The sequence below is a fragment of the Christensenellaceae bacterium 44-20 genome, from assembly GCA_041223705.1.
Taxonomy (GTDB): domain Bacteria; phylum Bacillota; class Clostridia; order Christensenellales; family Christensenellaceae; genus QANA01.
The window spans coordinates 997743-1022074 of sequence record JBCLQU010000001.1; the positions used below are offsets into that span (position 1 = coordinate 997743).

The window sequence follows — 24332 nt, forward strand, 5'->3', positions numbered from 1 at the left end:
TCTCCCTGCCGCGCCAGCCCCTGCGGCAGGCACTCTCCCTTTGCATCATGAAAAAACGGCAGAGCACATCCCCGTTGGCCGCGCTCTGCCGTCATTTTTAAAACTCTGCCGATTTTGGCGTCCGCGGGAAGGGCAAAACATCGCGGATGTTGGTCATTCCTGTCAGATACATGATCATGCGCTCAAACCCGAGGCCGTATCCCGCGTGTTTGACGCCGCCAAACCTGCGGGTATCCAGGTACCACCAGTAGTCCTCTTTTTGCATGCCCAGCTCTTCAATGCGCGCCTCCAAAATATCCAGGCGCTCCTCTCTCTGGCTGCCGCCGATGATCTCGCCCACGCCGGGCACCAGCAGATCCATCGCCGCGACGGTCTTGCCATCGTCGTTCAGCCGCATATAAAACGCCTTGATCTCCTTGGGATATCCCGTAACGAAAACCGGCTTTTTGAACACCTGCTCGGTGATATAGCGCTCATGTTCGCTCTGCAAATCCACGCCCCATTTGACGGGATATTCAAACTTCTGGCCGGATTTCTCCAAGATCTCCACGGCTTCGGTATAGGTAATGCGGGCAAAATCCGAGTTCACGATGTTGTCCAGCCGCTCCATCAGGCCCTTATCGATGAAGTTTCCGAAAAACTCCATCTCCTCCGGATAATTCTCGCGGACGTATGTGATGATATATTTGACCATCTCCTCCGCCAGATCCATGTTATCCGCCAGATCCGCAAAGGCAATCTCGGGCTCGATCATCCAGAACTCTGAAGCGTGCCTGGGCGTATTGCTGTTTTCCGCCCGGAAAGTCGGCCCGAAGGTGTAGATCTTGCGGAAAGCCATGGCGAACGTCTCGCCCTCCAGCTGGCCGGAAACCGTCAGATTCGCCGGTTTGGCGAAGAAATCCTTGGAGTAATCCACGGCGCCTTGCTCGGTTTTCGGCGGATTTTCCATATCCAGCGTCGTTACATGGAACATCTGGCCTGCGCCTTCACAGTCGCTGGCCGTGATGAGCGGCGTATGCACATAGACAAAGCCTCTCTCATTGAAGAATTTATGAATCGCATAGGCCACCGCACTGCGCACCCGGAACACCGCAGAAAACGTGTTGGTTCTGGGCCGAAGATGCGCGATGGTGCGCAAATACTCCATGGAATGCCGCTTCTTTTGCAGGGGATAATCGCCGGGGCAGCCGCCCTCCAGCACGATCTCCGCCGCCTTCAGCTCGAACGGCTGGCGCGCCTGGGGCGTCTCTACCAGCGTTCCCCGGCAGGTGATCGAGGAGCCCACGCCAATTTTGCAGACCTCTTTAAAATTGTCGATAGCGCCGTCCTCAAACACAATCTGCAAATTTTTGAAGAATGTGCCGTCGTTCAGCTCGATAAATCCCAGCGCCTTGCTGTCTCTTATGGTGCGCACCCATCCGCCCACCTCAATTTCCTTGCCCAGGAACTCCTCCGGGCCTCGGAATAGCTGTTTTATCGTGATCATTGCTTCCCTCCTATTTTTTAGCCGCGCCCTAACCGCCGCTCTCCTATCCTAGTATGCACAAATTCTGGAAGTTTAACCTTGCCGCGCTTGTCCTGCCCGGCCATAGCACAGAAACGCGTTTCTGCGCTCCGCCCCTCTGCCCTATAGCAGCCAAATACCATCCTGCTCACAGCGCTCCCGCATCTCTCTTGGCCAGATGGATGCCTGCACTTCGCCGATATGCGCCTTGCCCAGCAGCAGCATGCAGAGCCGGGATTGCCCGATTCCGCCGCCGGCTGTAAGCGGCAGCTTGCCCTCCAGCAGTTCCCGGTGGAAACGCAGCTGCGCCCGCTCGGGGCAGCCCGCCAGCTCGAGCTGTTTTCTCATCGCCTCTTCATCCACCCGAATGCCCATGGAAGAAATCTCAAACGCACGGCCCAAAACGGGATAGTAGACGAGAATATCTCCGTTCAGGCTCCAGTCGTCATAATCCGGCGCGCGGCCATCATGCTTTTGGCCGCTTTTCAGCGCGCCGCCTATCTGCATCAGAAAAACGGCGCCCAGCTCCTTTGTGATGGCATCTTCCCTCTCCTTGGGGGAAAGGGCGGGATAGCGGTCTTCCAGCTCCTGCGTCGTCATAAAATGCAGTTTTTCCGGGACATACCGATCCAGGCAAGGGTATTTCTCCATCACGGCATCCTCCGTGCGCCGCAGCGCCTCGTAGATTCTGCCGACCAGATCCCGCAAAAACTCCTGATTGCGCTCCTGCCGGCTGATGGTCAGCTCCCAGTCCCACTGATCCACATAGAGGGAATGCAGGTTATCCATCTCCTCATCCCGCCGGATGGCGTTCATATCTGTGTAAATCCCCTCGTCTACGCCATAGCCATAGCGCCGCAGCGCCATGCGCTTCCATTTGGCCAGAGAGTGGATGATCTCGATCTGCTCGCCCGTATCCTTGATATCGAACTGCACCGGCCGCTCCACGCCGTTCAGATTGTCGTTCAGCCCGCTGTCCGGCCGCACAAAAAGCGGCGCAGAAATGCGGTGCAGATTCAGCGCCGCCGCCAACTCGCGCTCGAATCTGTCTTTGATCAGTTTAATTGCCTCTTCCGTCTGGCGAATATTCAGCTTCGCATCATAATTTTCGGGAAGAATCAGCTTATTCTCCTGCTGCATCTGCATCTTTTCTCCAATTTTCCAAACTTTTCATATAGAGCCATTGTATCATTGTATGCCGCTTCTTTCAAGAGTTATGCCCCGCTCATTTTGCCGGCGCCAAAAAAGGGCATTTCCAAAGAAATGCCCTTCTATCCTGCTCTGCCTGCTAGAAGATCACCTTCTGCGCGACTTCTTCCAGCACCATTTGATTGAACTGCTCTGCCGGCATGCTGCCAATCTCGCCGGCGCCCCGCTTGCGGACGGCAAACGTGCCCTCCTGCGCTTCCTTCTCGCCGACGACCAGCATATACGGGATGCGCTCGCCCCGGGCTTCCCGGATCTTGTAGCCGATCTTCTCGTTTCGGTCGTCTACGCTCACCCGCAGGCCCATAGCCTCCAGCTTGGCCGCCTGGGCTCTGGCATATTCGTTGGCGCTCTCCGCGACCGTCATGATGCGCACCTGCTCGGGCGCCATCCAAAGGGGCAGCGCGCCTGCGTATTTCTCGATGAGCAGCGCCAGCGTCCGCTCGTAGCAGCCGAGAGAAGTTCTGTGGATGATATACGGCCGCTTTTTCTTGCCGTCCCGGTCCACATACTCCATGCCAAACTGCTCTGCCAGCATCTGGTCGATCTGGATGGTGATGATGGTATCCTCCTTGCCGTGGACGTTCTTCATCTGGATATCCAGCTTGGGTCCGTAAAAAGCTGCCTCGCCCACGCCAATGCTATACTTGATGCCAATGTGATCCAGGATTCTGCCCATCATGCTCTGGGCTTCGTCCCACTGCTCGGGCGTTCCGATATATTTCTCCCTATCGTTCGGGTCCCACTGGGAGAAGCGGTAGCTGACGTCTTCCGAGAAGCCCAGCGTATCCATCATGAATTTCGCCAGCTCGACGCAGCCCTTGAACTCCTCTTCCAGCTGCTCGGGCGTGCAGACCAGGTGTCCCTCCGAGATGGTGAACTGCCGCACGCGGATCAGCCCGTGCATCTCGCCCGAATCCTCGTTGCGGAACAATGTGGAAGTCTCCCCCATGCGCATGGGCAAATCCCGGTAGGAGCGCATGCGGTTCATATAGACATAATACTGGAAGGGGCAGGTCATGGGGCGCAGCGCCAAAACTTCCGCGTTGGGATCGTCCTTATCGCCCAGGACGAACATGCCGTCCGTATAGTGATCCCAGTGCCCGGAAATCTGGTAAAGCTCCCGCTTGGCCATATAGGGCGTCTTGGTGAGCACATAGCCGCGCCGCGCCTCCTCGTCCTCCACGAACCGCTGCAAAACCTGAATAACTTTTGCGCCCTTGGGCAGCAGCAGCGGCAGACCCTGGCCGATGACGTCCACCGTGGTGAAGTATTCCAGCTCGCGGCCCAGCTTGTTGTGGTCGCGCTTCTTGGCCTCCTCGATGCGCGCCAGATGCTCCTCTAACAGCGCCTTTTTCTCGAATGCCGTGCCGTAAATGCGGCTGAGCATCTTGTTCTTCTCGTTGCCCCGCCAGTATGCCCCGGCCAGGCTGGTCAGCTTAAACGCCTTCACTTTGCCTGTGGAGGGCGCGTGCGGGCCGGCGCAGAGGTCCACGAACTCCCCCTGATAATAGAGCGAGATCTCCGCATCCTCTGGCAAATCCCGGATGAGCTCCAGCTTATAGTCCTCGCCGCGGCTGCTCATCAGGTCAATCGCCGCCTGCCGAGAGACATTTTTGCGCACCATCGGCTTGTTCTCCGCGACGATCCTGCTCATTTCCTTCTCAATTTTGGCGAGATCTTCATTGGAAAATCCCCCTTCGACGTCGAAGTCATAGTAGAAGCCGTCGTCAATAGCCGGCCCGATGGCCAGCTTTGCCTGGGGATACAGGCGCTTTACCGCCTCAGCCAGAACGTGGCTGGCCGTATGGCGCAGTGCGCGCAGCCCTTCCGGGTCCTCCGCCGTCAGAATCTCCAGCGTGCATCCATCCGTCAATACGGTATCCAAATCCGCCGTCTCTCCGTTTATCCTAGCCGCCAGCGCAGCCTTTGCCAGCTTGCTTGAAATCTGCTCTGCCGCCTGTCTTGCCGAAGCGCCGTCCGCCAGAGCAAGCATGCTCCCGTCTTTGAGTCGAATCTCCATCTGCTCTCTCCTTTTCTTGTGTTTCGCCGTATTCTCCAGCCGCCTGCAAAGCAAGCACCCGAAATCCAATAAAAAAATCCCTCAACAATATCGTTAAGGGACGAGCCACCACGGCCCGCGGTTCCACCCTGATAAGCCCTCTTTTTCAGAAAGCCCACTCAAGCTTGCGTTATCGCCGCCAACGGATGCCCGCTTCCCGGCTGGTCTTCGCGTTCTGCCCGCCCAGCGCCCTTCCAGCCCAGGGGCGCCTCTCTTGGGAGCGGATTGCATTTGCTACTATCCGGATCATCGCTGCATCATCTTTTATTTTCTTTCATTATACACCCTTTGCGCCGCTTGTCAACGCCAAATCAAAACGGCGAGCCCTCTGCCCGCCGCCCTCTATCCGCGGATGCGCCCCACGAAGATATCTGCCAGCAGCCCCTTGAGATCGTCATCGCAAACCTGCGCCAGGTCGATCACCTCCGGCGCAAGGTCGATGAGCCCGGAAAGCAGCAAATCCTCCTTGGTCGCATCCGGCTCTTCGTCGATATAGACGTCTATCCGGTTGCCGCGCTCATCCAGCATCTCATACTCTTCGCCTATGGGCAAAACCTCGACGTAGTGCACCATAGGATCGCGCATACACACAAAATAGCGCAGCAGCTTGATAAATTCCTTTTGCTCGTTTTTGGCTGTATACTGCTCCACGCATTTTTGCATGGTCTGCTGCCACTGCGCGGTGCAGTCCTTCATGCGGAAGCGCAGAACGCCGTCCAGCGCCAGCCTTCCCTCGCATTCCAAAAGGCAGATGAGAACCCGGCCGGCAATATCCTTTTTCTTCTGCTCCAGCTTCTCCTTCCCGCCGCCATACCAGAGCTGGCGCACCGTGCTCACCAGAATCTCGCTTTTGCCCCGCTCAGAAAGATAGTCGTATTTTCTCGTCAGCTCCGCCATCAGGTAGCGAATCTGCAAATGCTCGATGATGATATCTGCCAGAATATCCGCCAGCGCAAATAAAGCTTGCCGTCCGCAGATCTCCACGGGCAGATAGCGGCCCGCCTGCTTTCCCAGCTGAATTTCCCCTGTGATTTTGCCCTGCACGGGCAGGCGTTTTTCCATGAGAGGGCGCAGCGCCACATCCATATTCGATACGCCAATGCTGTATTTCAAAGGTTGCCCTCCTTAATCAATTCCCGCGTGTTTGCATAATTTAAAATATGCCGTCTGCCGGGAAAGTTTCCTTCATTTTATTATCTCAATCGCGCCCCGGGATATTCAGTTTCCCGGCTATATCGTCCGGCGCGCTCATACCACGCGCGCCTCTTTTTCATGCAGGCGCCGCGGAATGCAAAACAGCGCTTTATTTGCGCAAAATCGCCCTCTTTCCCAATATTTCACCTAAAAAATATCAGTTTTGCGACAGACACCCTAGCAAAAACATGATATAATATCACTCAAATGACTTTGAGGCCTAATAAAAATGATACGTCTTGGAATAGCGGCAAGGCAATGGGGCATTCCCGCCCAAAAATTGTCTTTGCTCTGCGCACAACAGAAAATCCCCGGTGCAATTTTGGCAGGCGATACCTGGTTTCTCCCTGATGCCGCCCAAAAGCCTTTGTTTGCGCACCCATTTCTCAAATGGGCCGGGGGAAAAAGCCGTTTGCTTGCGGAAATTGCCGCCCGCTATCCCAGGCACCTGGGCGGCGGCATCACGCGCTATGCGGAACCGTTCGTGGGCGGCGGCGCTGTTTTGTTCGATGTCCTCTCGCATTATCATATCGAGGAAGCTTATCTCAGCGATACCAACCCGGAGCTGATCAACGTCTATCGCGTGGTGCAAAGCCACGTGCAGCAGCTCATCGGGCGGTTAGAGCAGTTTTCTGCACAGTACCTCCCCTTGGATGGGGATGCGCGCAAGGCCTTCTATTATGAGAAGCGCGATCAGTTCAATGCCGGCTCATTCTGCACCCCCGTCTCCCCTCCCAATTTGGAGCGGGCGGCGCTTTTCCTGTTTTTAAATAAGACTTGCTTCAATGGGCTGTACCGCGTCAACCGAGACGGGCGCTTCAACGTTCCCATCGGGCGCTACCGTTCGCCGGAAATCGTCAACGCGCCGCTTCTGCGCGCCGCTTCCGCGGCGCTGGAGCATGTGACGCTGGTCTGCGGCAGCTATGCCCAATCTGCGGATTTCATTGATGCCAACACCTTCGTCTATCTGGATCCGCCCTATCGTCCGCTTTCCGCCACATCCAGCTTTACCGCGTATACGCAGGATGCGTTCGGTGACGACGAGCAGCGCGCCCTGGCCCACTTCTTTGCGGCCATGGCTGATCGCGGGGCAAGCCTGCTGCTCAGCAACTCGGATCCCAGAAATACCGACCCGCACGACGACTTTTTCGACGACCTCTATGCCCCCTTCCATATCCGCCGGCTGCGCGTGGGGCGCGCCATCAGCGCCAAGGGAACAGGGCGCGGCAAAATCAGCGAACTGCTCATCTCCAATTACCGTTAAAACAAAGCGAGGCTCTTCTTTTTTAGAAAAGCCTCGCTTTTTCATTTTCCCTCTTGGCGCGCAAACCGCCGTTGTTTCAGCTCTTTTTCTTTTTGATCAAAAACCCAATGCCCATTCCCGCACACATGCCAATGCTGACGCCAAAACTCATGCAGCTTGCGAGATTATGCACGATCGTGCCAACGACGGCCCCTGCCGCCATGCCAAAGCACATCCCCAGCGCCATGCCCTGCATCATATAGTTCTGTTCCCTTTTGTGCCCGCTCCCCTGCATTGCCGCTCCTCCCCTTTGTTTCATCGCAAAGCAATGAAAAGAACGCTCCCTATGCGCCCTATGCCTGCTCTTTGGCCTTTTTCTGCGCCTGCTCCAGCTGCAGCTGCTTATGCGTCGAGCGCACATGATCGGGCAGCGGAATTTTGAACACCTTCTTGCCCAGCACAAACGTCAGCATATAGAGCAGCAGCGCCCCGCCAATCATCAATCCTGTCACCAGATAATAGCTGCGCACGCCCATCAAGTCTACAAAGAACCCGCCAAACAGGCTGCCCAGCATATTCGCCAGATAAGCCATGGCATAGCTCATCAGGTGCGCCGTGCTCTTAAGCTCATCCGGCGCCAGAGCAAAGATATACGCCGAGCCCAGGCCGACATCGATGCCCGAAGCAAGGCCCTGCAGCATTGTAACGATGATAAACAGCGCCGCGCCCTGAATGCAGGAATAGGATAAAAACATGATGACATACATTAAGCCCTGAATCAGGATAAAAACAGGCAGTGCAATGCGCTTTCTCAGCTTGACTGCCATATACAAAATGGGCAGCTCCAGCAGGGAGCGGATGGAATAGAGCATGCCAAGGCGGTCGGTATCCATGCCAATCTCTTCCATCAGATAAGGCAGAAACGCTTCCGAGCCGCAATACATGATGACGGTAAAGAGCATATACGACATCAGGTAGTAATTCTTAAAAATCCGGCCCAGCTGCAAATCCTTGAGCGAGCTGCTCTGCTTCTGCCCCTTATCCAGCGTCTCTTCGCCCACAAACAGCGCCATGACAAAAACCAGCAGAACCAGGCCTGAATAGATATAGAACGTCGCCTGCACGCCAACAAACGGCATGATCGCCGTCAAGACCAGCCCCAGCACCACATATCCGATCGTCCCCCACAGGCGGATGCGCCCATAGTTCGCGCCAAACTTATTGGAAAACTGCAAAACCCAGTTATCCGTGAGCCCGCCGATGGGCATGCGCACAAAGGCCGAGAGCGGGATCGTCAGAATCGCCAGAGAATATCCCTTGATTTTCAGCGGAACCGTCGCCGGAATAAACGGCCAGATGATGGCAGCCGCCAGCAAGCAAATCATATAGACCTTGCGCACCGACCTGATCTTATCGCTGATGACGCCCCAAAAGAGCGTCGCGCAGATGCTCACCAGGCTGTTGAGCGAATAGATGATGCCGATTTGCGAGCTCTCCATGCCGGTGCTCTGCAAATAGACAGAGAGATATCCCATCGCCGCCAGATAGACAGACGCGCCGATGAACTCGATCGCGGAAAACCGCAAGCAGTATTCTTTTTTCGATTTCAACTTCTTTTCTGCCATGAAAACCCTTTCACCTTTGAAACATCAGGCCAAATTAGGCCCGTAAAAAAGCGGCGTCGCCTTTGCCATCGGCATGTCTCCGCCGCTCAACTTTCCATTTTTGCCAGGCGCCTTATCTGCGCTCGGTTTTGCCCACACTTTTTGGCAGCTGGACTCCAAAATGCTTTCTGCCAATGGGGAAACTGGCCGCAAAAAACAGCGTAGTGACCAGCCCAATGATGCCCATGGCGATATAGTAGGTGCGAATCCCGCTGTACTGCACGATATAGCCGCCGACGAAGTTGGCCAGAAAGCCGGAAAGCGCCCACATGGCGTTGCCCAGCATGACTGCCGTGCTCTTGAGCTCATCCGGTGCCAGGGCGTAGACATAGTTATTCGCACACCCGATTTCAATGCCGCTGGACATGCCCTGAATGCACATGATAATAATGAATAAAACTTTGCTCTTGATCACAGTGAGCGAGAAGTAGATCATCATATAGCACGCGCATTGGAATGTGAGCAGCGTGGGCAGCGAAAACTTCGCTCGGAATTTATGGAAACCCAGCAAAATCGGGATCTCCATCGCCGAACGCACGGCCATGATAACACCGACGAGCTTGGGCGTAATGCCAATCTCCTCCATCAGATAGGGCAAAAAGGTATCGCCGGAATTGAGGGGAATGCAGTATAAAATCAGATAGATGAAATAGGTTACCAGGCTGTAATTCTTGAACAGCTTGCCAAAATGCATCTCTTTCAGCGAAATCTGCTCCGCCTTGGCCTCGGCGCCCCGCCTATCCTCGTTTTTCATCATCAGGCAGACGACAATCGCCGCCGCCAGCATCATGGTGTGCACATAAAATGCCCAATTGACGCCGAATTTCGCCGTCAGCCAGCTCAAAAAGACGCCCGTCGCCGAATAGCCAACCGTACCGAACATGCGCATGGTATTGAAGTTTAATCTGTGCTCATTGGCGCTGCGCACCGTCCAGCTATCCACCAGCGAAGACATGGGCGCGCGGAAAAAGTTGGTAACGGGCAGCAGGATAGACATCACCGGCATACCCCATAACAGCCACTGGCTGCTGGCCGGAACAAAAAACCAGAGCACCATGGCCACGCTCATACAGATGAGCAGCGTTTTTCGCATGGAGCGCATCTTATCGCTGACGATGCCCCAGAAAGGCGAAGCTACCATGCCGACCACAGAGTTAATCGCCGTTACCATGCCAACCTGCGCGGCATCCAGCCCCACTTCCTGCAGGAAGACCGTCAGATACCCCAGCGCGGCGATGGATGTGCCGTATCCGATAAACTCCATGAAGGAGAGTGTAAAAAGATAGGGATGTTTGCTCTTTAGGCGCGAAAGCATAAAGACTCCTTTTCCACGAAAAATTTGAGCGTATTCTCCTGTCATGGGATAACGTCTATTTCTATGATATTCCTCCATCCCCCTTTCGTCAAGGGAGGCCTGCCCCGTTTTAACCGCGTTCTTTTGGTTTTTCAAAGCGTTTTTGGCTCTAAATCGCCCAAAACACCGCTAAAGTTTCCCAAGCAAAAAAAATTTTGCTTTTCCGCCTGTTTCCTGTTGTTTTCTCGCTCTCCTTATTCTCTCAAACTGCCCCTCCCGCCCTGCATCAAAAAACGGCAGCGAACGCCTCGCTGCCGTCTGTATTCTTCCTTAAAGCTCCAGCCGCCGCCTTAAGATATTCAGATATGCTGTGGAAATCTCTTCCCATTCGCGCCCCTCTTCCAGCTCTGCCAAAACCAGCGGGATGACATAGTTGATGCTGCGGTGAATCACCGCCATGCCCTGCTCGCAAAGGTATTCCACTTTGCCCTTTTCCCGCACCATTTCGGAAATGGCGTTGAGAATATCGAAGCGGATGCGCCGGGCCTTGGCATAGCCGCCCTGGTCCAGCAGCGCAAAAGAGCGGTTGGACAAAATAGCTTTGCGGTAGAAGCGAATGAAGGATTCCAGATCCTCGACGTTATCCCCCTTTTCCAGGCTGAACAGGATGAGAAACAGCATGTGCCATTTATAGCTGCTGTTGATGAGCTGCTCCACCGTCTCCAGAATATTGGCCGAAAAAATATCCTCATAATAGAGCTTGCGCTCCAGCTCTATTTGCTCATCCACCCGCACCTGCTGCTCCTTGATCTGATCCAGCGCATCGACGGTTTTGAGCAGAACTCTGCCGTAGTCCTCCATATCGGCGACCTTGTTGATCTCCATGATATAGCGCACCACAGCCTCGCAGCTGGCCTTGAAATCAATGGTAAAGCCAATCTGCTGCTGCATGAGCTCGGCAAACGTATCACAGACCAGCTTGGCCAGAAACCGCTCCACCTGCCGGGCCGTCCCCTCTTTTTCAAACTCCGAAGCCTCCCGCTCCTCCGTGCGCTGAAAGCGGTTATACAGCACAAAGAGCTGCCCGTCTATCATGTTCAGGCTCTTTTTAATCGAAACCATCAGGTCCGTTACAAGCCCGTCTGCCAGCAGATAGGCATTGTTTTTATAGACGATTTTATGCTCAATCTCGCCCCAGAAGGTATTGACCAGCGCCTTGATCTGAAGCTCAAAGTGCAGGCTTTCCTTGCCCAGAAGGTATAGCCCGTCAATTTTATAGATATCAAAGCCATTTTTCTGCTTTTGTGGCTGCTCATCGTCCAGCTTGAGGCGCACCTTGGGCATGGAGGCGCAGTAGTAGTACTCCCCATCCTCCGTCTGGTTGAAGAGTTTCTTCAAAAGCTCGTAGACGACTTCCTCATCGTCGATGAATTTGCATTCGATGCGAAAGCCGATGATATCCTGGAAGCGCGCCAAGAGCTCTTCCGGCGTGTCGTATTGATCCGTATAGCCGTTGCGGATGAGCTTCTCCCGCATGCTCTTCTCGCTTTTGATGCGGTAGACCATGCTCAGCGCATAATCACTGCCTGCCAGAAGCTCTCCCTCGAAAAATTCCTTGACTTCCTCTGCGATGAGCTTATAGACGTCTTTCTTCTTGCGGTAAAGCTCGAGCACAGAGTCGATATATTCAAAAATCTCTAAATCCATAGAGCCGCCTCTCCCGTTCTCTCTTGTCTCTATTATATACTGCCCCGCGCGGCTTTGTAAACGGCGCCGCCCTCCTGCCGCCATGCAGAAAAACCGCAAAAATGCGCGAAATTTCTTTTCCTCATAGCAGAGCCAGGCGCAGATCATCGCCTTTCCCGGCCATTTCCCCCATTTTACTATTTTCTGCTGCCCTCTATTGTTTCGGAATTGTTAAATATGCTAAAATAATCCTTAGAATTCCGCGGTTAGGAGAAATATCATGACAAAAAAGAAGAGAGAATTGCTCTCAAATCTTTTCTCGGTTATCTTTTTCATAGGCTGTTTTTCCTTTTCCGCCTATCTCACCCACGCCGCATCCCAAGTTCTCATTGATTCAGATTCAGCGAGCGAGCTTGTTTTGGCACAGCATCTCTCCCAAAAGAATGCCATCCTCAGCACAGACTGGTGCTATTCTACCGAGCTGCGCGTGCTCAATACTCAGCTTGTATTCGCGCCGCTCTTCAAAATTTTCAGCGACTGGAGCACCATCCGGTTTGTGGGCGCCATGCTGCTCCAATGTATTCTCGTGGCCTCCTACTGGTATTTGACGCGCAGTCTGCGTATCCCTACCCGCTATTTTTTCTATACTGCCGCTTTTCTGGGTCTTCCCACCAGCGTCGCCTATGCGCGCATCATCCAGTTCCATAGCTACTATGTTCCGCATCTGACACTTGGCTTCCTGCTTATGGGGCAGTTTTGCTCTCTCGCAAATACCCCTCCCCGGCATCCAAATCATCCCTTTCGCCGTAAACTCCTGCTGGCGCTGTTCTGCCTTTTGAGTTTTCTAAGCTGCCTGGGCGGCTTTCGCCAGCTTCTCATCACGCATGTTCCCCTGATTCTTCTCTGCGTTCTCTTTTTTCTTCCGCTGCTCCGTTCCCCCAAAAACCAGGGCTGGCACGCTCTGCTGGGGACTGCCCAGGGGCGCTGCCTCGGCTACAGCGCATTAGGGTTGCTCTGCGGCGGCGCGGCTATCTGATCAACGCAAAAATTCTTCCCATGTTCTTTTTCTTCAAGAAAGATTTCGGCCAGCTAAATTTGCTTGCCTTGGATGTTGAATTTATTCAGACGATTTTCAACGATACCCTGCACCTTTTTGGATACCGCAGCGGGATTCCGCTCCCCTCTCTCAGCGGCATCTGCTCTGTTCTCGGCATTTTTTGCGCAGGCTTTGTCCTCTATCTTTGCATCCGCTTTTACCGCAGGCGCGCGGAGTTTTCTTCCATGCCCGCCGCCGTCGTCAGCCTCTTCTTTGGCGCCTCGTTTCTTTTGAATACACTCGTGTTCTGCCTGGTTCAGTTTTACGCCCGGCACTACTACGTCCCAGTTTTTGTATATATTTTCCCCATGTTTGCGCTCATGCTTTCGCACCGCGCTCAAAAAGGAAGAGGAGCAATCTTCCCAGCCCTCCTGCTCCAGTATGCGTATTTTTGTTTTTTGCACGCTGGTCGTCTTTGCTCTCAACAGCTTTTTTACAGGGCGCAACTTCCTCCAAACTCGTCCGGGTCATATGCCTTCGGATGCTCAGGAGCCCCTGCTTTTCTCAAAAATAAACGAGGCGAGCAATATCTCAGGTGCCGCTTCCTATCTCCTGCAAAACGGCTATACATTTGGCTATGCGACTTTCTGGAATGCCAATATTGTCACCGAGCTGACGGATGGTGCGGTTGAGGTTGCCGATATCACCGATCTGCCCACACCCCATTTTCACAGATGGCTGACGCGCAAGGATTATTGGCGCAGAGATTACCCTAAAGGGAAGCTGTTTTTGCTGCTCACTAAGGAACAGGCAGAGCCCATCGGGGAAAGCGAACTGATTCTGGCAGGAGATCTTGTCTATTCGGATGCTCTTTTCGTCATCTATTCCTATGAGGATGACGCCGTCTTCGCGAAAACGCTCAACTATCTGCCTTCTGAAAGCCAGTAGTTTTTCTGCGCCCATTTATCATCAAAAAGCGGCAGTTTACACTGCCGCTTTTTACATATTATGCCGGTCTTTTTTCTGCGGTAGTACAATCCGCATCCCTTTTGCAAAATCCTGCGGGCGCAGATTTGGGTTCGCCCGCAGCAGCTCAGCCGGCGAAAAGCCGGTTTTTTCGCATAGGGAGAGCAGCGTCTCACCGGCCTTCAAGGTGTAACCCCCCTCTGCCTCCGATGCCGGCGCATATTCCATCACGACAATCTCCTGCCCCTCCCGCAGTGAAAAAATATCCAGGCCCGGATTTAATCTGCGCAGCGTGGGCACGCTCATCTCAAATTTGCGCAGAATATCCCACAGGTGATCCGTGCCGCAAATGCGGTAAGTGCGCGTTGCCCGCTCCCGCTCGGGCAAAATCACTGTCTGCCCCGGCAAAGTCCGCCCCGGCACCAGCCCCGGGTTTGCCGCCAGAATGTCCTCTGCCGTGCTCCCGATCCCAACGGCCAGATGAAACAGCCCCTCCCCCTCTTTTAAGGTATGGAAAGCTCCGTTTGGGCATTCCGCAATCGGGATCTTTAGTTCAATCCCCGGGCGCACCTGCCGAACCTTCGGGTTCATTGCGCGCAAAACCACTTCGCTCAGCTGGAATTCTTCCGCTATTTCTAAAAAGCTTTTCTCGCTTTGCACTTTATAAAGAAAGCTATACTCGCATCCCGCCATATCTGTTCCTCGTCTTCCAATCATATACCGATATTTATATGCACACACGGCACATTTGATGTTATTTTTTTCTTTGCTTGACACCAATTCTTTGCAAGTGTTAATATGAATATGCTTATTTTGGCTGATTTGCTGCAAAATATTTGGAGCAAATCAACAAAATCGCATAGGCACCTGTAGCTCAGCAGGATAGAGCGTCCGCCTCCTAAGCGGAAGGCCTTGGGTTCGAATCCCGACAGGTGCGCCACGTCGCGATGGATTTCGCGATTGCAATCCCGTTCGGGTAAACCGAACGGGATTTTCTATCGCTCCTTATTCCGCAAAAATTCACGTTTGCTACGGCTACTCGCTTGTAAACGCGCTCGTAACACCTCCGCTGCACTACCAACTTTTTGCGGTTATGCGCCTACAAAAATTATCGGTGCGCTCATTTTACAGCGCCTTCTTTTTCGAAAAACATCCATTCGCCTATTTTTGCCGTGCAAAGAGACCGGCAGCCCTATAACATCCGGGCGCAGAAACCTCCTATCTCTCGCGCAGTATTTTTTAACTGTAATTTTCCCGGGGCGAAAATCGTAAACGTAACAAAGAGCCTTTTGCGGCATGGTTTGGCAATAGTCAGAATATCCAAACACTCTGCTGCGCATAATGGTATCTAACCGAGGTGATTTTTTGAAAATTCAGTGGAAAAAATTGATTTTGTGTATTGCAATTCCGCTTGCAGTGGGCGGTGTATCCGCGCTTCTTACACACGGCGGTATGGAAACGTTCCAGGCGCTCAACAAGCCGCCGCTGGCTCCGCCGGCATGGCTCTTCCCGGTTGCATGGACAGTTTTATATATCCTGATGGGCATTGCATCATATCTTGTTTTTACTTCTGGAAAGCCGAATAAGCTTGCTCTGGCTCTTTATGGCGTTCAGCTCATTTTTAATTTCTTTTGGCCGATCATTTTCTTTGGCCTGGAACGCTATCTATTCGCTTTTATTTGGCTGATTCTGCTTTGGATTCTGATTTTGCTCACAACTATTTCCTTTTATAAAATTTCCAAACCCGCAGGCTATCTCATGATTCCCTATTTGCTGTGGGTTGCCTTTGCCGGATACCTGAACCTCTTTATCTATCTGCTCAACTAATCAAAAGCGGGCTTATTTTAAAGCCCGCTTTTGATTTCAGCAAAATTTAGAAAAGATAACTTTCAGAGGATCATAGGCGCCCAAAAACCGCTCGGTTCCAGGTGCTCCTGTTTTATAGCGCCGTTCCCTTTTTGGGAATGGTCAGCTTTCCCGTATCAACGCCTTCCAAAGTAAGCAAAGCGATTTTCTTTTGCAAACCGCCGGCATATCCCGTCAGACTGCCATTCGCCCCGACAACCCGGTGGCATGGAATGATGATTGAGATTGGGTTGTGGCCTACCGCGCCGCCCACTGCCTGGGCCGACATGCGCTCCAGCCCGCGGCCGGCCGCAATCTTTTGGGAAATCTCTCCATAGGTCATCACGCTTCCATATGGAATTTCACAAAGGATTTTCCAAACCTCCTTGCGGAACCCGCTGCCCATAGGCGCCAGCGTTAACCGCCCAATTTCTGGCTTCTCTCCCCCAAAATAGCAATCCAGCCACTGTGCAGTCTGCTTTAACATCGGGGAGTTTGGCTTTTCCTCCCTCTCTTCCTTCAAGGAGCCCAAAAAATATTTCTGGCCTTCCATCCAGACGCCGACCAGCGCGCCAGCCTTTTCGGCCAGCAAAAGTCTGCCAATCGGGGAATCATACCACATGGTATATACCATCGTCTCTGCCTCCAGTTTCTATTTTCTAAGCGGCGCATTCCTCTGCTGGAATGGTTTGCCGCGTCTTCTCATTTCGCCGTGCCCGGAGCATCCAGATTCCACAGGCATATCATCGCATAGCTGCGCCAAGGGCGCCACTGCCGCGAAAGCTCCAGCCGCTCTTTGGGGGTATACTCTGGCAGTGCATGTTTTGCGCCAATATCCGTCTCTAAAAAGGCGTCTGGCCAGCCCATCGTCCTCATGGCAAGGTATTTGGCCGTCCAACTGCCAATCCCCTTAATCTGCATGAGTTTTGCCATCTCCTGCTCCGGATCGGCGTAAATGCCCAGCGCAATTTCGCCGCTCTCCAGCGCCTGTGCCAGGGCCAAAATGCACCGAGATCTTGCGGCAATCACGCCCAGCACACCCAATCGCTCCTGGATTTCATCCTTTAGCGCAATCATATCCTCTGCCTCCGGGAAAAGATGCGTCAGACCATCTACCCCGGTCCAGATAGGCGTGCCATAGGTCAATGCAATTTTCCCTGCCAGGGAGCTCGCCGCTTTCACCGTGATTTGCTGGCCCAAAACAGCCCGCACAGCCATTTCAAACGGCTCAAAGCATCCAGGGACGCGCAGCCCTAAAACGCAGGCGCCTGGGCGAATCTGGTTCATAGTTTGCAATCTCTCGCAAATCACATTTGGCTCTGCATAGAGATCAAACATTGCCCGCACCCGAGCCAAAACTTTTGATAAGACCGGGATGAGCGCATCGCTCAGCGTAACGGCCAGCACATTCTTTTTGGGGCAGTTTTGCACGCGAATCCATCCGCAATACTTCTTTCCATCGCGGTTTTTCAGGCGAACTGTGCGCAGATACGCGTTTTCGGAAACCACCTCAACTCCGGGAATCGCGCGCTTTTGGAGAAAATCCAGCATCTTCTCCCATTGATAGGGAGGATGATAGCCCAGTGCGACGGTGATCCCATGGCTCTGCATTTTTCCGTTGGCAGCATTTTTTCGCAGCGCCGTCGGCGATAAATGGTAGCGCTTCTGAAACAGATCGTTAAGGCGGCGCAGGCTCCCAAACCCTGAAGCCATCGCTACATCAAGCACAGACAGCTGCGTATCCGTCAGCAAATTTTTGGCCAGCAAAAGCCGGCAAGTCTGCAAATACTGTATGGGAGAAACGTGATATTCCGCGAAAAAGACCCGCCGCAAATGCCGATCTGTGCATCCCAGTTTTTGCGCGACTTCCGCTACCCGCAGCCCATCGCCGCAATGCTCCGCCATCAGCCGCGCGGCCTTTTTCGCAAGTGATGACGAGGCATCAATGACGGCGCTACCCGGCGCAAGCTCTGGCCGGCATAGCAGGCATGGCCGATAGCCTGCCTGCTCCGCTTCCGCCGCAGAAGAAAAGAAGGTGCAGTTTTCCCGCTTGGGTTGTTTTGCCCGGCAGGTTGGGCGGCAATAAATCTTTGTGGAGGAAATCCCGACGAAATAGCGCCCATCAAACCGCGTATCTTTGGCCTGAAACGCCTCGTAGAGAAACTCTTCTTTCTCTTTCATCCAGTCTCCCCCTTCCCTTTGCCTCATAATACCGCCTTTTCCCTTAAAAATCCCGCCATAATCGGACACCATATTTCCGCAACGCTGCCGAAATGGTTTTTCACTCTCAGCAGTTCGCTTTTCCATAAATTCTAACAAATTTTCTGGCCAAAAGGCAAGCGATTTGCCCGCTCTCCCACAGCACATTTCATAAAAAGAGCGCAGCCACCTGGGTTTTCACCCAGGCAGTTGCGCCCATGTTTTTATGCTATTTTACTTTAGCATTTCCGGCTCGCTATTTGCTCGCCTTGCGCCGATAGCCGAGAATTGCTCCCAGCATAGCCAGCGCACCGAACAAAGCTGCCAGCAGCACCCAGTGGTTCATAGAATCACCGGTCTTGGGAATCGAGCTTCCGCCCGTGCCGTTCGGATCGCCGCCCTCATTGGGTTTGCCGCTCTCCTCTTCGTCATCCGGGATACCATTCCCATCTGCATCGATCTTGTAATCCGGGATGCCGTCGCCATCCGTATCGATGTTGACATCCGGAATGCCGTCGCCATCGACATCGATATTGATATCCGGCTTTCCATCTCCGTCGATATCGACGTTGACAGGCATCTTATCATCGATGATGACAACAACCTTATGGTTGCGATCAGCCGTCAGCTCGACCGAGTTAGCCGTGCGCAGGTCTGTTCTGACTACGCCGTCGATGATGACATACTTGACTTCGTAGTGATGGCCTTCTACCGGTGTAACCTGCCAAGAAATCGTCTTCTTGACTCCTTCACGCAGCGTCGCTGTGTTGGTGATCGTGCCTGCGCCGCCTCTCAGTTCCGTCGCAATCTCAAAGGTCTGAACTTTGTAGCTCGGCGGCAGCGGATCGTTTGTTCCGCCATTCTTCTTGAGCGTAACAACGACTTTCTTATCCTCCTGAATATCCTCGAAAGACCAGGAGTTGCCGCTCGTCGCAACGACCGTGCCGTTCACAGAAATGCTGGAAACGGTGTATCCATTCGGAATCGTCCAGGAAACTTCGCCGTCTTCGCCGACATTGTAGTATCCCTGGCCTTCCGTGATCTGCCCGGGGCCACCCTGAATCATCGCTTCGACTTTGCGCAGCGTATCCTCTTTGGGAGCAGGCGTCGGGGTGTTGGTGCCATCCGGCAGTTCCACATTCTTAGTGAAGAATACCTTCACCTCGTGATCTTCGATTGCACCGTTAACGGCCATCGTGAATGCCGTCGCATCTGCATTTTTCAGATCAAGGTCAGACTTAGTAACCAGGCCCAAATCCGTAACGATTTCGTACTCGTTTGTCGTTGCATCGCCTTCGCCTTCCAGAAGCATCAAGCCCTGGCCAGCGCTCAGAACCATCAGTTCAGGCTGCGACTTAGCGGGTGCGCTCAGCGGCAACAGTGCCTGAGCCATTGTGCCGGCCTTCGACGTCAGAACTTCAACGCCCTTATCTTCCTCGGCCGGAGCAACGCTCTCTTCCGGCTCAACGGAAGCAGCTGTATCCTCGGGAGCGACAGAGCTCTCTGCGCTGGGCTCAACCGTAGGAACGCTCTCTTCCGGCTGCGGCTCGATAGACGGCTCAACGCTCGGCTGAACGGGCAACGCCGCGTTCGGCTGCTTTGCAGGAGCCTTGGCAGGTGCATCCGGGAGCGCCACAGTCGACGGAGAGGGCGCCGAGCTCGGAGCAGGAGCCGGGCTTTCTTTGAGCACCGTATCCAGAACCGTAACACCGTCTACGACGATCTTGCTGATGCTATAGCCTGCAGCAGGCGCTGCCTGGATATCCAGATAGGACTGACCCTTATACACTGTCTTGGAAGCGGAGATCGTTCCGGAGCCGTATTTATACAGGTCGATATCATAGAAGACAGGCTGAACTTTGACGACGATATCCGTATCCTTCTTGATGTTTTTCAGCTCAACATCCGTCAGATCTTTGCCCTTGCTTTCGCCGTTGACGATGACGTCGACGACTTCATAGTAGGTGTAATCGTCTGCCTCAGGATCGCCGTTATTCATATCCAGCGTCCAGTCGACATTGTAGTCGCTATCCGTCTTGATGACAGCACCGCCAGTGATCTCGCCGGGGCCGCCTTCGATCTTAGTCGTAACTTTGATGAACTCATCTTCCGAATAGACCGGAACATCCGTCTCATCATTATCCTTATCCGTGAAGTAAACATCGATAACCATGTTTGCTCTCACGCGATAGGATCTCGTGCCGCTATCCTTGAGCATCGCCGGGGCAGTCTGCTCGACGCCATCGACGAAGATCTTGTATAGCTTATAGTTGTCGCCGGAATCCCAGGTCAGCTGATAGGTATCGTTATATTCCATTGTCGCGCTCTTGCTGACGCTGGATTTGCCGTCGCCGCCATAGCGGTTTACCGTTACCGTATACTGACCGTCCGTCTTTTCGCCACCGATGGTCGGCAGTTTGGAGACAGTAACAATTACTTCGTGGTCTGCCAGGATTCCCTTGAAGTCAATGCTCGTGGTATCGAGGTTAGAGAAATCCAAGCCATCGACGGTAATCTTAGCGATCTTATAGCCTTCTGCCAGAGTCCAGGCAACCGTCGCGTCCTCACCCTTCTGCACGCGCTTGGTATCCGTAATCGTGCAGCTGCCATCCGGGCATCCCACAATCGCGGTCTTGACCTGATAGAAGCTCGGGCCGGGGGTGGGCGTGGGGTTCACAGGATTGCTCGGGTTCGGGCCAGGATTGGGGCCTGTGCTCGGATTCGGGCCGGGAATGGGCGTGGAGCTGCCATCCTTCGCGAAGAGAACATAGACTTCGTGATTCTCATGCAGAGCAGCCGGAACCGTATATCCATTTGCCGTAATCAAGTCGTCGCGGATCTCGCCATTGACGATTACCCGCAGGACATGATAGCCATCCTTTGCCTTCCAGGAGACGCTGGGCGTCGTCCCTTCCTTCTGCTTGAGCGCGGAAGTAACCGTACCGCCGGCAGCATCGTTGCTGGTAACTTTTACATCGAAATATCTGTCGTAGTAAAGTCTCAGCGAAAGCGCCGGTGCGCCGGTAATCACGCCCTCAAAGACGTTATGCGCATTGTTTGCATCATACCAATAGGTCGCACCGCCAACCGTCAGTTCCGCAAGCTTATCGCTCTCTGCGATTTTCGCGGTCTCTTCGGTTTTTCCGGTGTACGTCTTGGTAACGCCAGCTTCGTTTACTTTCTTATAGACGAAGTTGCCGTTGGCATCCTTTTCACCGGAGTTGATGAAGTAGTCGACCGTATACTTTGTGTCGTCTTTCGCAATCCACTTCGCACCGAAGGTGTGAGCAGACTTCTGGACGAACGCTTCACCGCCAACATATTCCTGAGAGCCCAGGTTGCCGTCGGCATCCTGCAGGAACCAGCCGCCGAAGGTATAGCCGGCTTTGGTCGGCGTGAAGAACTTATCGTACTTGGTCGCCGTTGCAGTTACATATGCCTGATCGGAGATCTTGCTGCCGCCGTTGCTGTTGAAGCTGACGACGAACTTGCTGCCATCTGCTTTCCAGACGGCGTAGACCGTCTTATCGGATGCAGGCATATTCGGGACAGCCACAGGCGTGCCGCTGCCATCCGGGCCAAACGCGAAGATATTGGCCACATTGTTATCCTTGGTTTCCGACCAGCCCTGGAAGATATAGCCAGGCTTCGTCGGGACGCCGCGGCCGCTCACCGGGAAGTTGAGCAGCGTTGTGATCTTCGTGCCGAACGGAACAGCGTCATAGCCCTGAACGTTGCCCAGGGAGCCGCCATTGGCATCGAATTTCAGCTTGTAGCTCTCGGTCTCCCACTGTGCAATCAGATAGTACGTATCGCGGGTGGTCTCGCCATCGGCGTTCTTCTCTTTGACTGCCAGCGCCTCATCCACATCCGAAAGGTTGCTCGGGTTGTTGATATAGGCGGAGTTGGTCGCGTTTGCTTCGTTATCCGAATTGAGCAGCTTCCAGCCTGTGAAGCGGTAGCCCTCTCTCTTGGGGGTAACGTTCTGGTCGCCGATCTTGGCCATGATGCTGGCGCCGGATGCGACTTCATACCGATCCATATCTAACCCTGCACCGGAGGAAGAAGTAATCTTACCGCCGTTTGCAACATAGATCAGGTTTGCCTTATCTTTCGTATAGCTCGGGCGAATGACAATGGTGTTCTCATCGTCCGGGGTAGGAGTCGTACCAGGGGTAACATCGTCGCCGCCCGGCGTCTTCCAGCCGCTGAATTCATCCTCATCATCCTCCGAATCCGGAGCGTCGTCCGGCAGGACGATGATGGGGTTGTCGCCGATAACATAGTAATCGTCAATCGGGTTGCCATCCGGGTCTTCAACGACAACGTGGATCGGCTTAAACACAGCTTTATTACCGACGTTCGCGCACTCGTCTTTTACCCATACGACAATCGGATCCGTGCTCTCAATCTTCTGCTCGAAAGCAAAAGTATGCAGCGGGCCATTCGGGACGGGAATCCAGTCATCCTCGCTGGGCGTATCGGATTCACTGTTCGTTACCCAGTAATACTGCACGCCGGAACCGCGGCCGTCTTCGATGAAGGTGATACCATCGTCATCGATGCCCATGCCGGTATCCGTCAAGGTGATGGTTGCAATGTTCGTAGCGGTATTCTCACCCGTGATAATGGGGTGCTCGTCATCGAGGAACGCCGTCAAATATGTCTGGGAAATTTTGGATTCATTGCCCAGCTGGTCTTTGACGATAAGCTCGAAGGTCCAGCGCCCGGAAGCACTGGTTTTGGTGAATTCATAATCTGGAATCTTGTCTACGCTGTCTACCCAGCCCGTCGACATGACAACGTCGTTATTCGGGTCGTAGACGTTGTAGCACCACTGCGCAACCTTGCCGTCCGCGCCGGCCAGTGTGCCCGGCTTGGATTTATCCACGAGATTGACCTTGATGGATTCGCCGCTGTTCACAAGGTGCTGCAGGTGAATCGTCATGATCTGCTCGCCCGACTCGCTGTCCTTCATATAGAAGTTTGCCAGCGGGATATCGCTCTCGACTTCCGCCTGCTTGAACTTGACGCCCTCAATATAGTTATTGTAGATATACTGCGCCATCAGGCCGGCATAGTCGTCGCCTGCAGCGATATAACCATTTTCAGAGCCAAGGCCCAGGTGCGTCAGCTTGCCGTCTTCATCTCTGGTGGAATCCGTAACAACCTGGCCGTCATCGCCATTGGAGATATAGAAGATCTCGTTCTCATTCATACGGTTGATGCCGTCTGCATAAGAGTTGTCGGACTCCTTGGGGATGCCGGGATCGTTGCTGTCGCCAACCAGGTTGATGAAGTATTTATAGTCCGCGCCCTGATAATACTGAACGTTCTTCAGTGCGTCGAATGCGGAAGCCTCGTAGCTCATCTCCAGGTCTGTAAACTGGAACATGGAAATGGCCGAGCAGCCATGGCTGCTATAACCGATCATCGGGCCGAAACCATTGTAGGTATAGCCTGTTCTGACCTGCGGGATGGCGAGATCGCGGTAGATATCCTGGGTCTCTGCCAACGTTCCATTCGCATTAAATGCCTGCTGCTGAATAGTTACGGTATTTCTCTTGAGCTCAACCGAGATACGCGCTTTTCTCTGGCCGCCCAGGCTGACGGATTTGGTCGCGACTTGGGTCGCCTGGAATGCAGGCGTCTGCGCGGTTAAAGCGTCAATACCGTTAATTTTGTAAATAGTAAGCGTTGCCGCGCCACTGCTCGTATTGATGCCGTGATAGAAAAGCAGATAGCCATAGAGTTTGCCGGCAGAATCGATACCCGCGTTCATCAGGAAGCCGCCGCCCGTCAGCGTATGCGTATTGATAACCGAGGCGTCCATGTTGAAACTGAAGTTTCTCGTGGAATCGCTGGCCGCCGGGTAGATCATGAAGTCCGCATAAGGTGGCGTCGCGTAGCCAACGAAAGCCATGTTGGCCGTGCCGTTCTTCTCATACGAGAGAACGTGCCGATCGAAGTTATAAACCTGATCCGGCACCGTGCCGTTCAGGAAATAGCTATCGATCTTTTTAAAAGCGCCATTCTGCGAGCTATCTGAAGCAAGCCGCATCGGCTGTTTCTTTTTCTGATCGGCAGATAAACCAAGTGCATCATAATCGCTCTGACGGTAATAGTGGTCGTAAACATACCAACCATTCAGGTCCGTCGTATCGATGGAGACTTTGGTATCCGTGATACGGAACGAGCCTGCCGGCAGACCCTGCGCAATGAGTTTCTGCGTCAGTTCTTCCTTAAAGTCCAAAAAGGTTCCTGGGTAGTCGCTCGGGACGTTAACAGCGATATCAATGGCCGGTTTCGGGTTGGCACCAATATCGACTGCAGCGCTTACAGACGGCTTAAAAAGCCCGAGAGTAATGCCAAAAACCATCGCGAAGCTCAATATCGCACTAATGGAAATTTTGAGCCACTTCGCTTTTCGCAT

Annotated in this window: 17 protein-coding genes and 1 tRNA gene; 5 read left to right on the plus strand and 13 right to left on the minus strand. The window is 53.6% G+C overall.

Features of this window, described 5'->3' with window-relative positions; all coding sequences use genetic code 11:
- Positions 1-97: 97 nt before the first annotated feature.
- From asnS to ytxC, 4 genes are all read right to left on the minus strand, one after another.
- Complete coding sequence (gene asnS, locus AALG83_05290) at positions 98-1486, minus strand: asparagine--tRNA ligase (protein MEY8382568.1); 1389 nt, start codon at positions 1484-1486, stop codon at positions 98-100.
- Between the two features lie 141 nt (positions 1487-1627).
- Positions 1628-2650: an aspartate--ammonia ligase gene (gene asnA / locus AALG83_05295; protein ID MEY8382569.1), complete on the minus strand. Its 1023-nt coding sequence runs from the start codon at positions 2648-2650 to the stop codon at positions 1628-1630.
- A 142-nt stretch (positions 2651-2792) separates the two neighbouring features.
- Positions 2793-4733, minus strand: a complete 1941-nt coding sequence (gene thrS, locus AALG83_05300; protein MEY8382570.1) for a threonine--tRNA ligase — start codon at positions 4731-4733, stop codon at positions 2793-2795.
- Between the two features lie 381 nt (positions 4734-5114).
- Positions 5115-5885 carry a sporulation protein YtxC gene (ytxC, locus tag AALG83_05305; GenBank protein MEY8382571.1) on the minus strand — a complete coding sequence of 257 codons (771 nt, stop codon included), beginning with the start codon at positions 5883-5885 and terminating at the stop codon, positions 5115-5117.
- Positions 5886-6195: 310 nt separating this feature from the next.
- On the opposite strand from ytxC, the gene AALG83_05310 reads away from it, so the two are divergent.
- The gene (locus tag AALG83_05310; protein ID MEY8382572.1) at positions 6196-7230 is read left to right on the plus strand and encodes a DNA adenine methylase; all 1035 of its coding nucleotides are present in this window, start codon (positions 6196-6198) and stop codon (positions 7228-7230) included.
- A 76-nt stretch (positions 7231-7306) separates the two neighbouring features.
- Here AALG83_05310 and AALG83_05315 read toward each other — a convergent pair whose 3' ends face one another.
- From AALG83_05315 to AALG83_05330, 4 genes are all read right to left on the minus strand, one after another.
- Positions 7307-7504, minus strand: coding sequence for a hypothetical protein (locus tag AALG83_05315; protein MEY8382573.1), 198 nt, complete (start codon positions 7502-7504; stop codon positions 7307-7309).
- Between the two features lie 58 nt (positions 7505-7562).
- Complete coding sequence (locus tag AALG83_05320; GenBank protein MEY8382574.1) at positions 7563-8819, minus strand: MFS transporter; 1257 nt, start codon at positions 8817-8819, stop codon at positions 7563-7565.
- Between the two features lie 127 nt (positions 8820-8946).
- A complete protein-coding gene (locus tag AALG83_05325; GenBank protein MEY8382575.1) occupies positions 8947-10266 on the minus strand; it encodes an MFS transporter in 1320 nt (439 codons plus the stop codon).
- 231 nt (positions 10267-10497) lie between these two features.
- On the minus strand, positions 10498-11874 hold the full coding sequence (locus tag AALG83_05330; GenBank protein MEY8382576.1) for a hypothetical protein: 1377 nt from the start codon (positions 11872-11874) through the stop codon (positions 10498-10500).
- Positions 11875-12133: 259 nt separating this feature from the next.
- Here AALG83_05330 and AALG83_05335 point away from each other — a divergent pair, with 259 nt between their 5' ends.
- Complete coding sequence (locus AALG83_05335) at positions 12134-12889, plus strand: hypothetical protein (protein MEY8382577.1); 756 nt, start codon at positions 12134-12136, stop codon at positions 12887-12889.
- Between the two features lie 53 nt (positions 12890-12942).
- Here AALG83_05335 and AALG83_05340 read toward each other — a convergent pair whose 3' ends face one another.
- Positions 12943-13353 (minus strand): hypothetical protein, encoded by a 411-nt coding sequence (locus AALG83_05340; GenBank protein MEY8382578.1) that lies wholly within the window; start codon positions 13351-13353, stop codon positions 12943-12945.
- Here AALG83_05340 and AALG83_05345 point away from each other — a divergent pair.
- Entirely contained in the window at positions 13331-13837 is a 507-nt protein-coding gene (locus tag AALG83_05345; GenBank protein ID MEY8382579.1) for a hypothetical protein, read from the plus strand. The two genes, AALG83_05340 and AALG83_05345, sit on opposite strands and share 23 nt — an antisense overlap.
- 51 nt (positions 13838-13888) lie before the next feature.
- Here AALG83_05345 and AALG83_05350 read toward each other — a convergent pair whose 3' ends face one another.
- Complete coding sequence (locus AALG83_05350; protein MEY8382580.1) at positions 13889-14548, minus strand: LysM peptidoglycan-binding domain-containing protein; 660 nt, start codon at positions 14546-14548, stop codon at positions 13889-13891.
- 170 nt (positions 14549-14718) lie between these two features.
- Here AALG83_05350 and AALG83_05355 point away from each other — a divergent pair.
- Both AALG83_05355 and AALG83_05360 read left to right on the plus strand, forming a co-directional pair.
- A tRNA-Arg gene (locus AALG83_05355) sits at positions 14719-14795 on the plus strand.
- Between the two features lie 401 nt (positions 14796-15196).
- Complete coding sequence (locus AALG83_05360; GenBank protein ID MEY8382581.1) at positions 15197-15682, plus strand: TspO/MBR family protein; 486 nt, start codon at positions 15197-15199, stop codon at positions 15680-15682.
- 112 nt (positions 15683-15794) lie between these two features.
- Here the strand turns inward: AALG83_05360 and AALG83_05365 are convergent, their stop codons facing one another.
- The 3 genes from AALG83_05365 to AALG83_05375 form a co-directional block, all read right to left on the minus strand.
- The gene (locus AALG83_05365; protein MEY8382582.1) at positions 15795-16334 is read right to left on the minus strand and encodes a methylated-DNA--[protein]-cysteine S-methyltransferase; all 540 of its coding nucleotides are present in this window, start codon (positions 16332-16334) and stop codon (positions 15795-15797) included.
- A gap of 68 nt (positions 16335-16402) precedes the next feature.
- Complete coding sequence (locus AALG83_05370) at positions 16403-17881, minus strand: AlkA N-terminal domain-containing protein (GenBank protein MEY8382583.1); 1479 nt, start codon at positions 17879-17881, stop codon at positions 16403-16405.
- A gap of 274 nt (positions 17882-18155) precedes the next feature.
- Positions 18156-24332, minus strand: coding sequence for an InlB B-repeat-containing protein (locus AALG83_05375; protein ID MEY8382584.1), 6177 nt, complete (start codon positions 24330-24332; stop codon positions 18156-18158).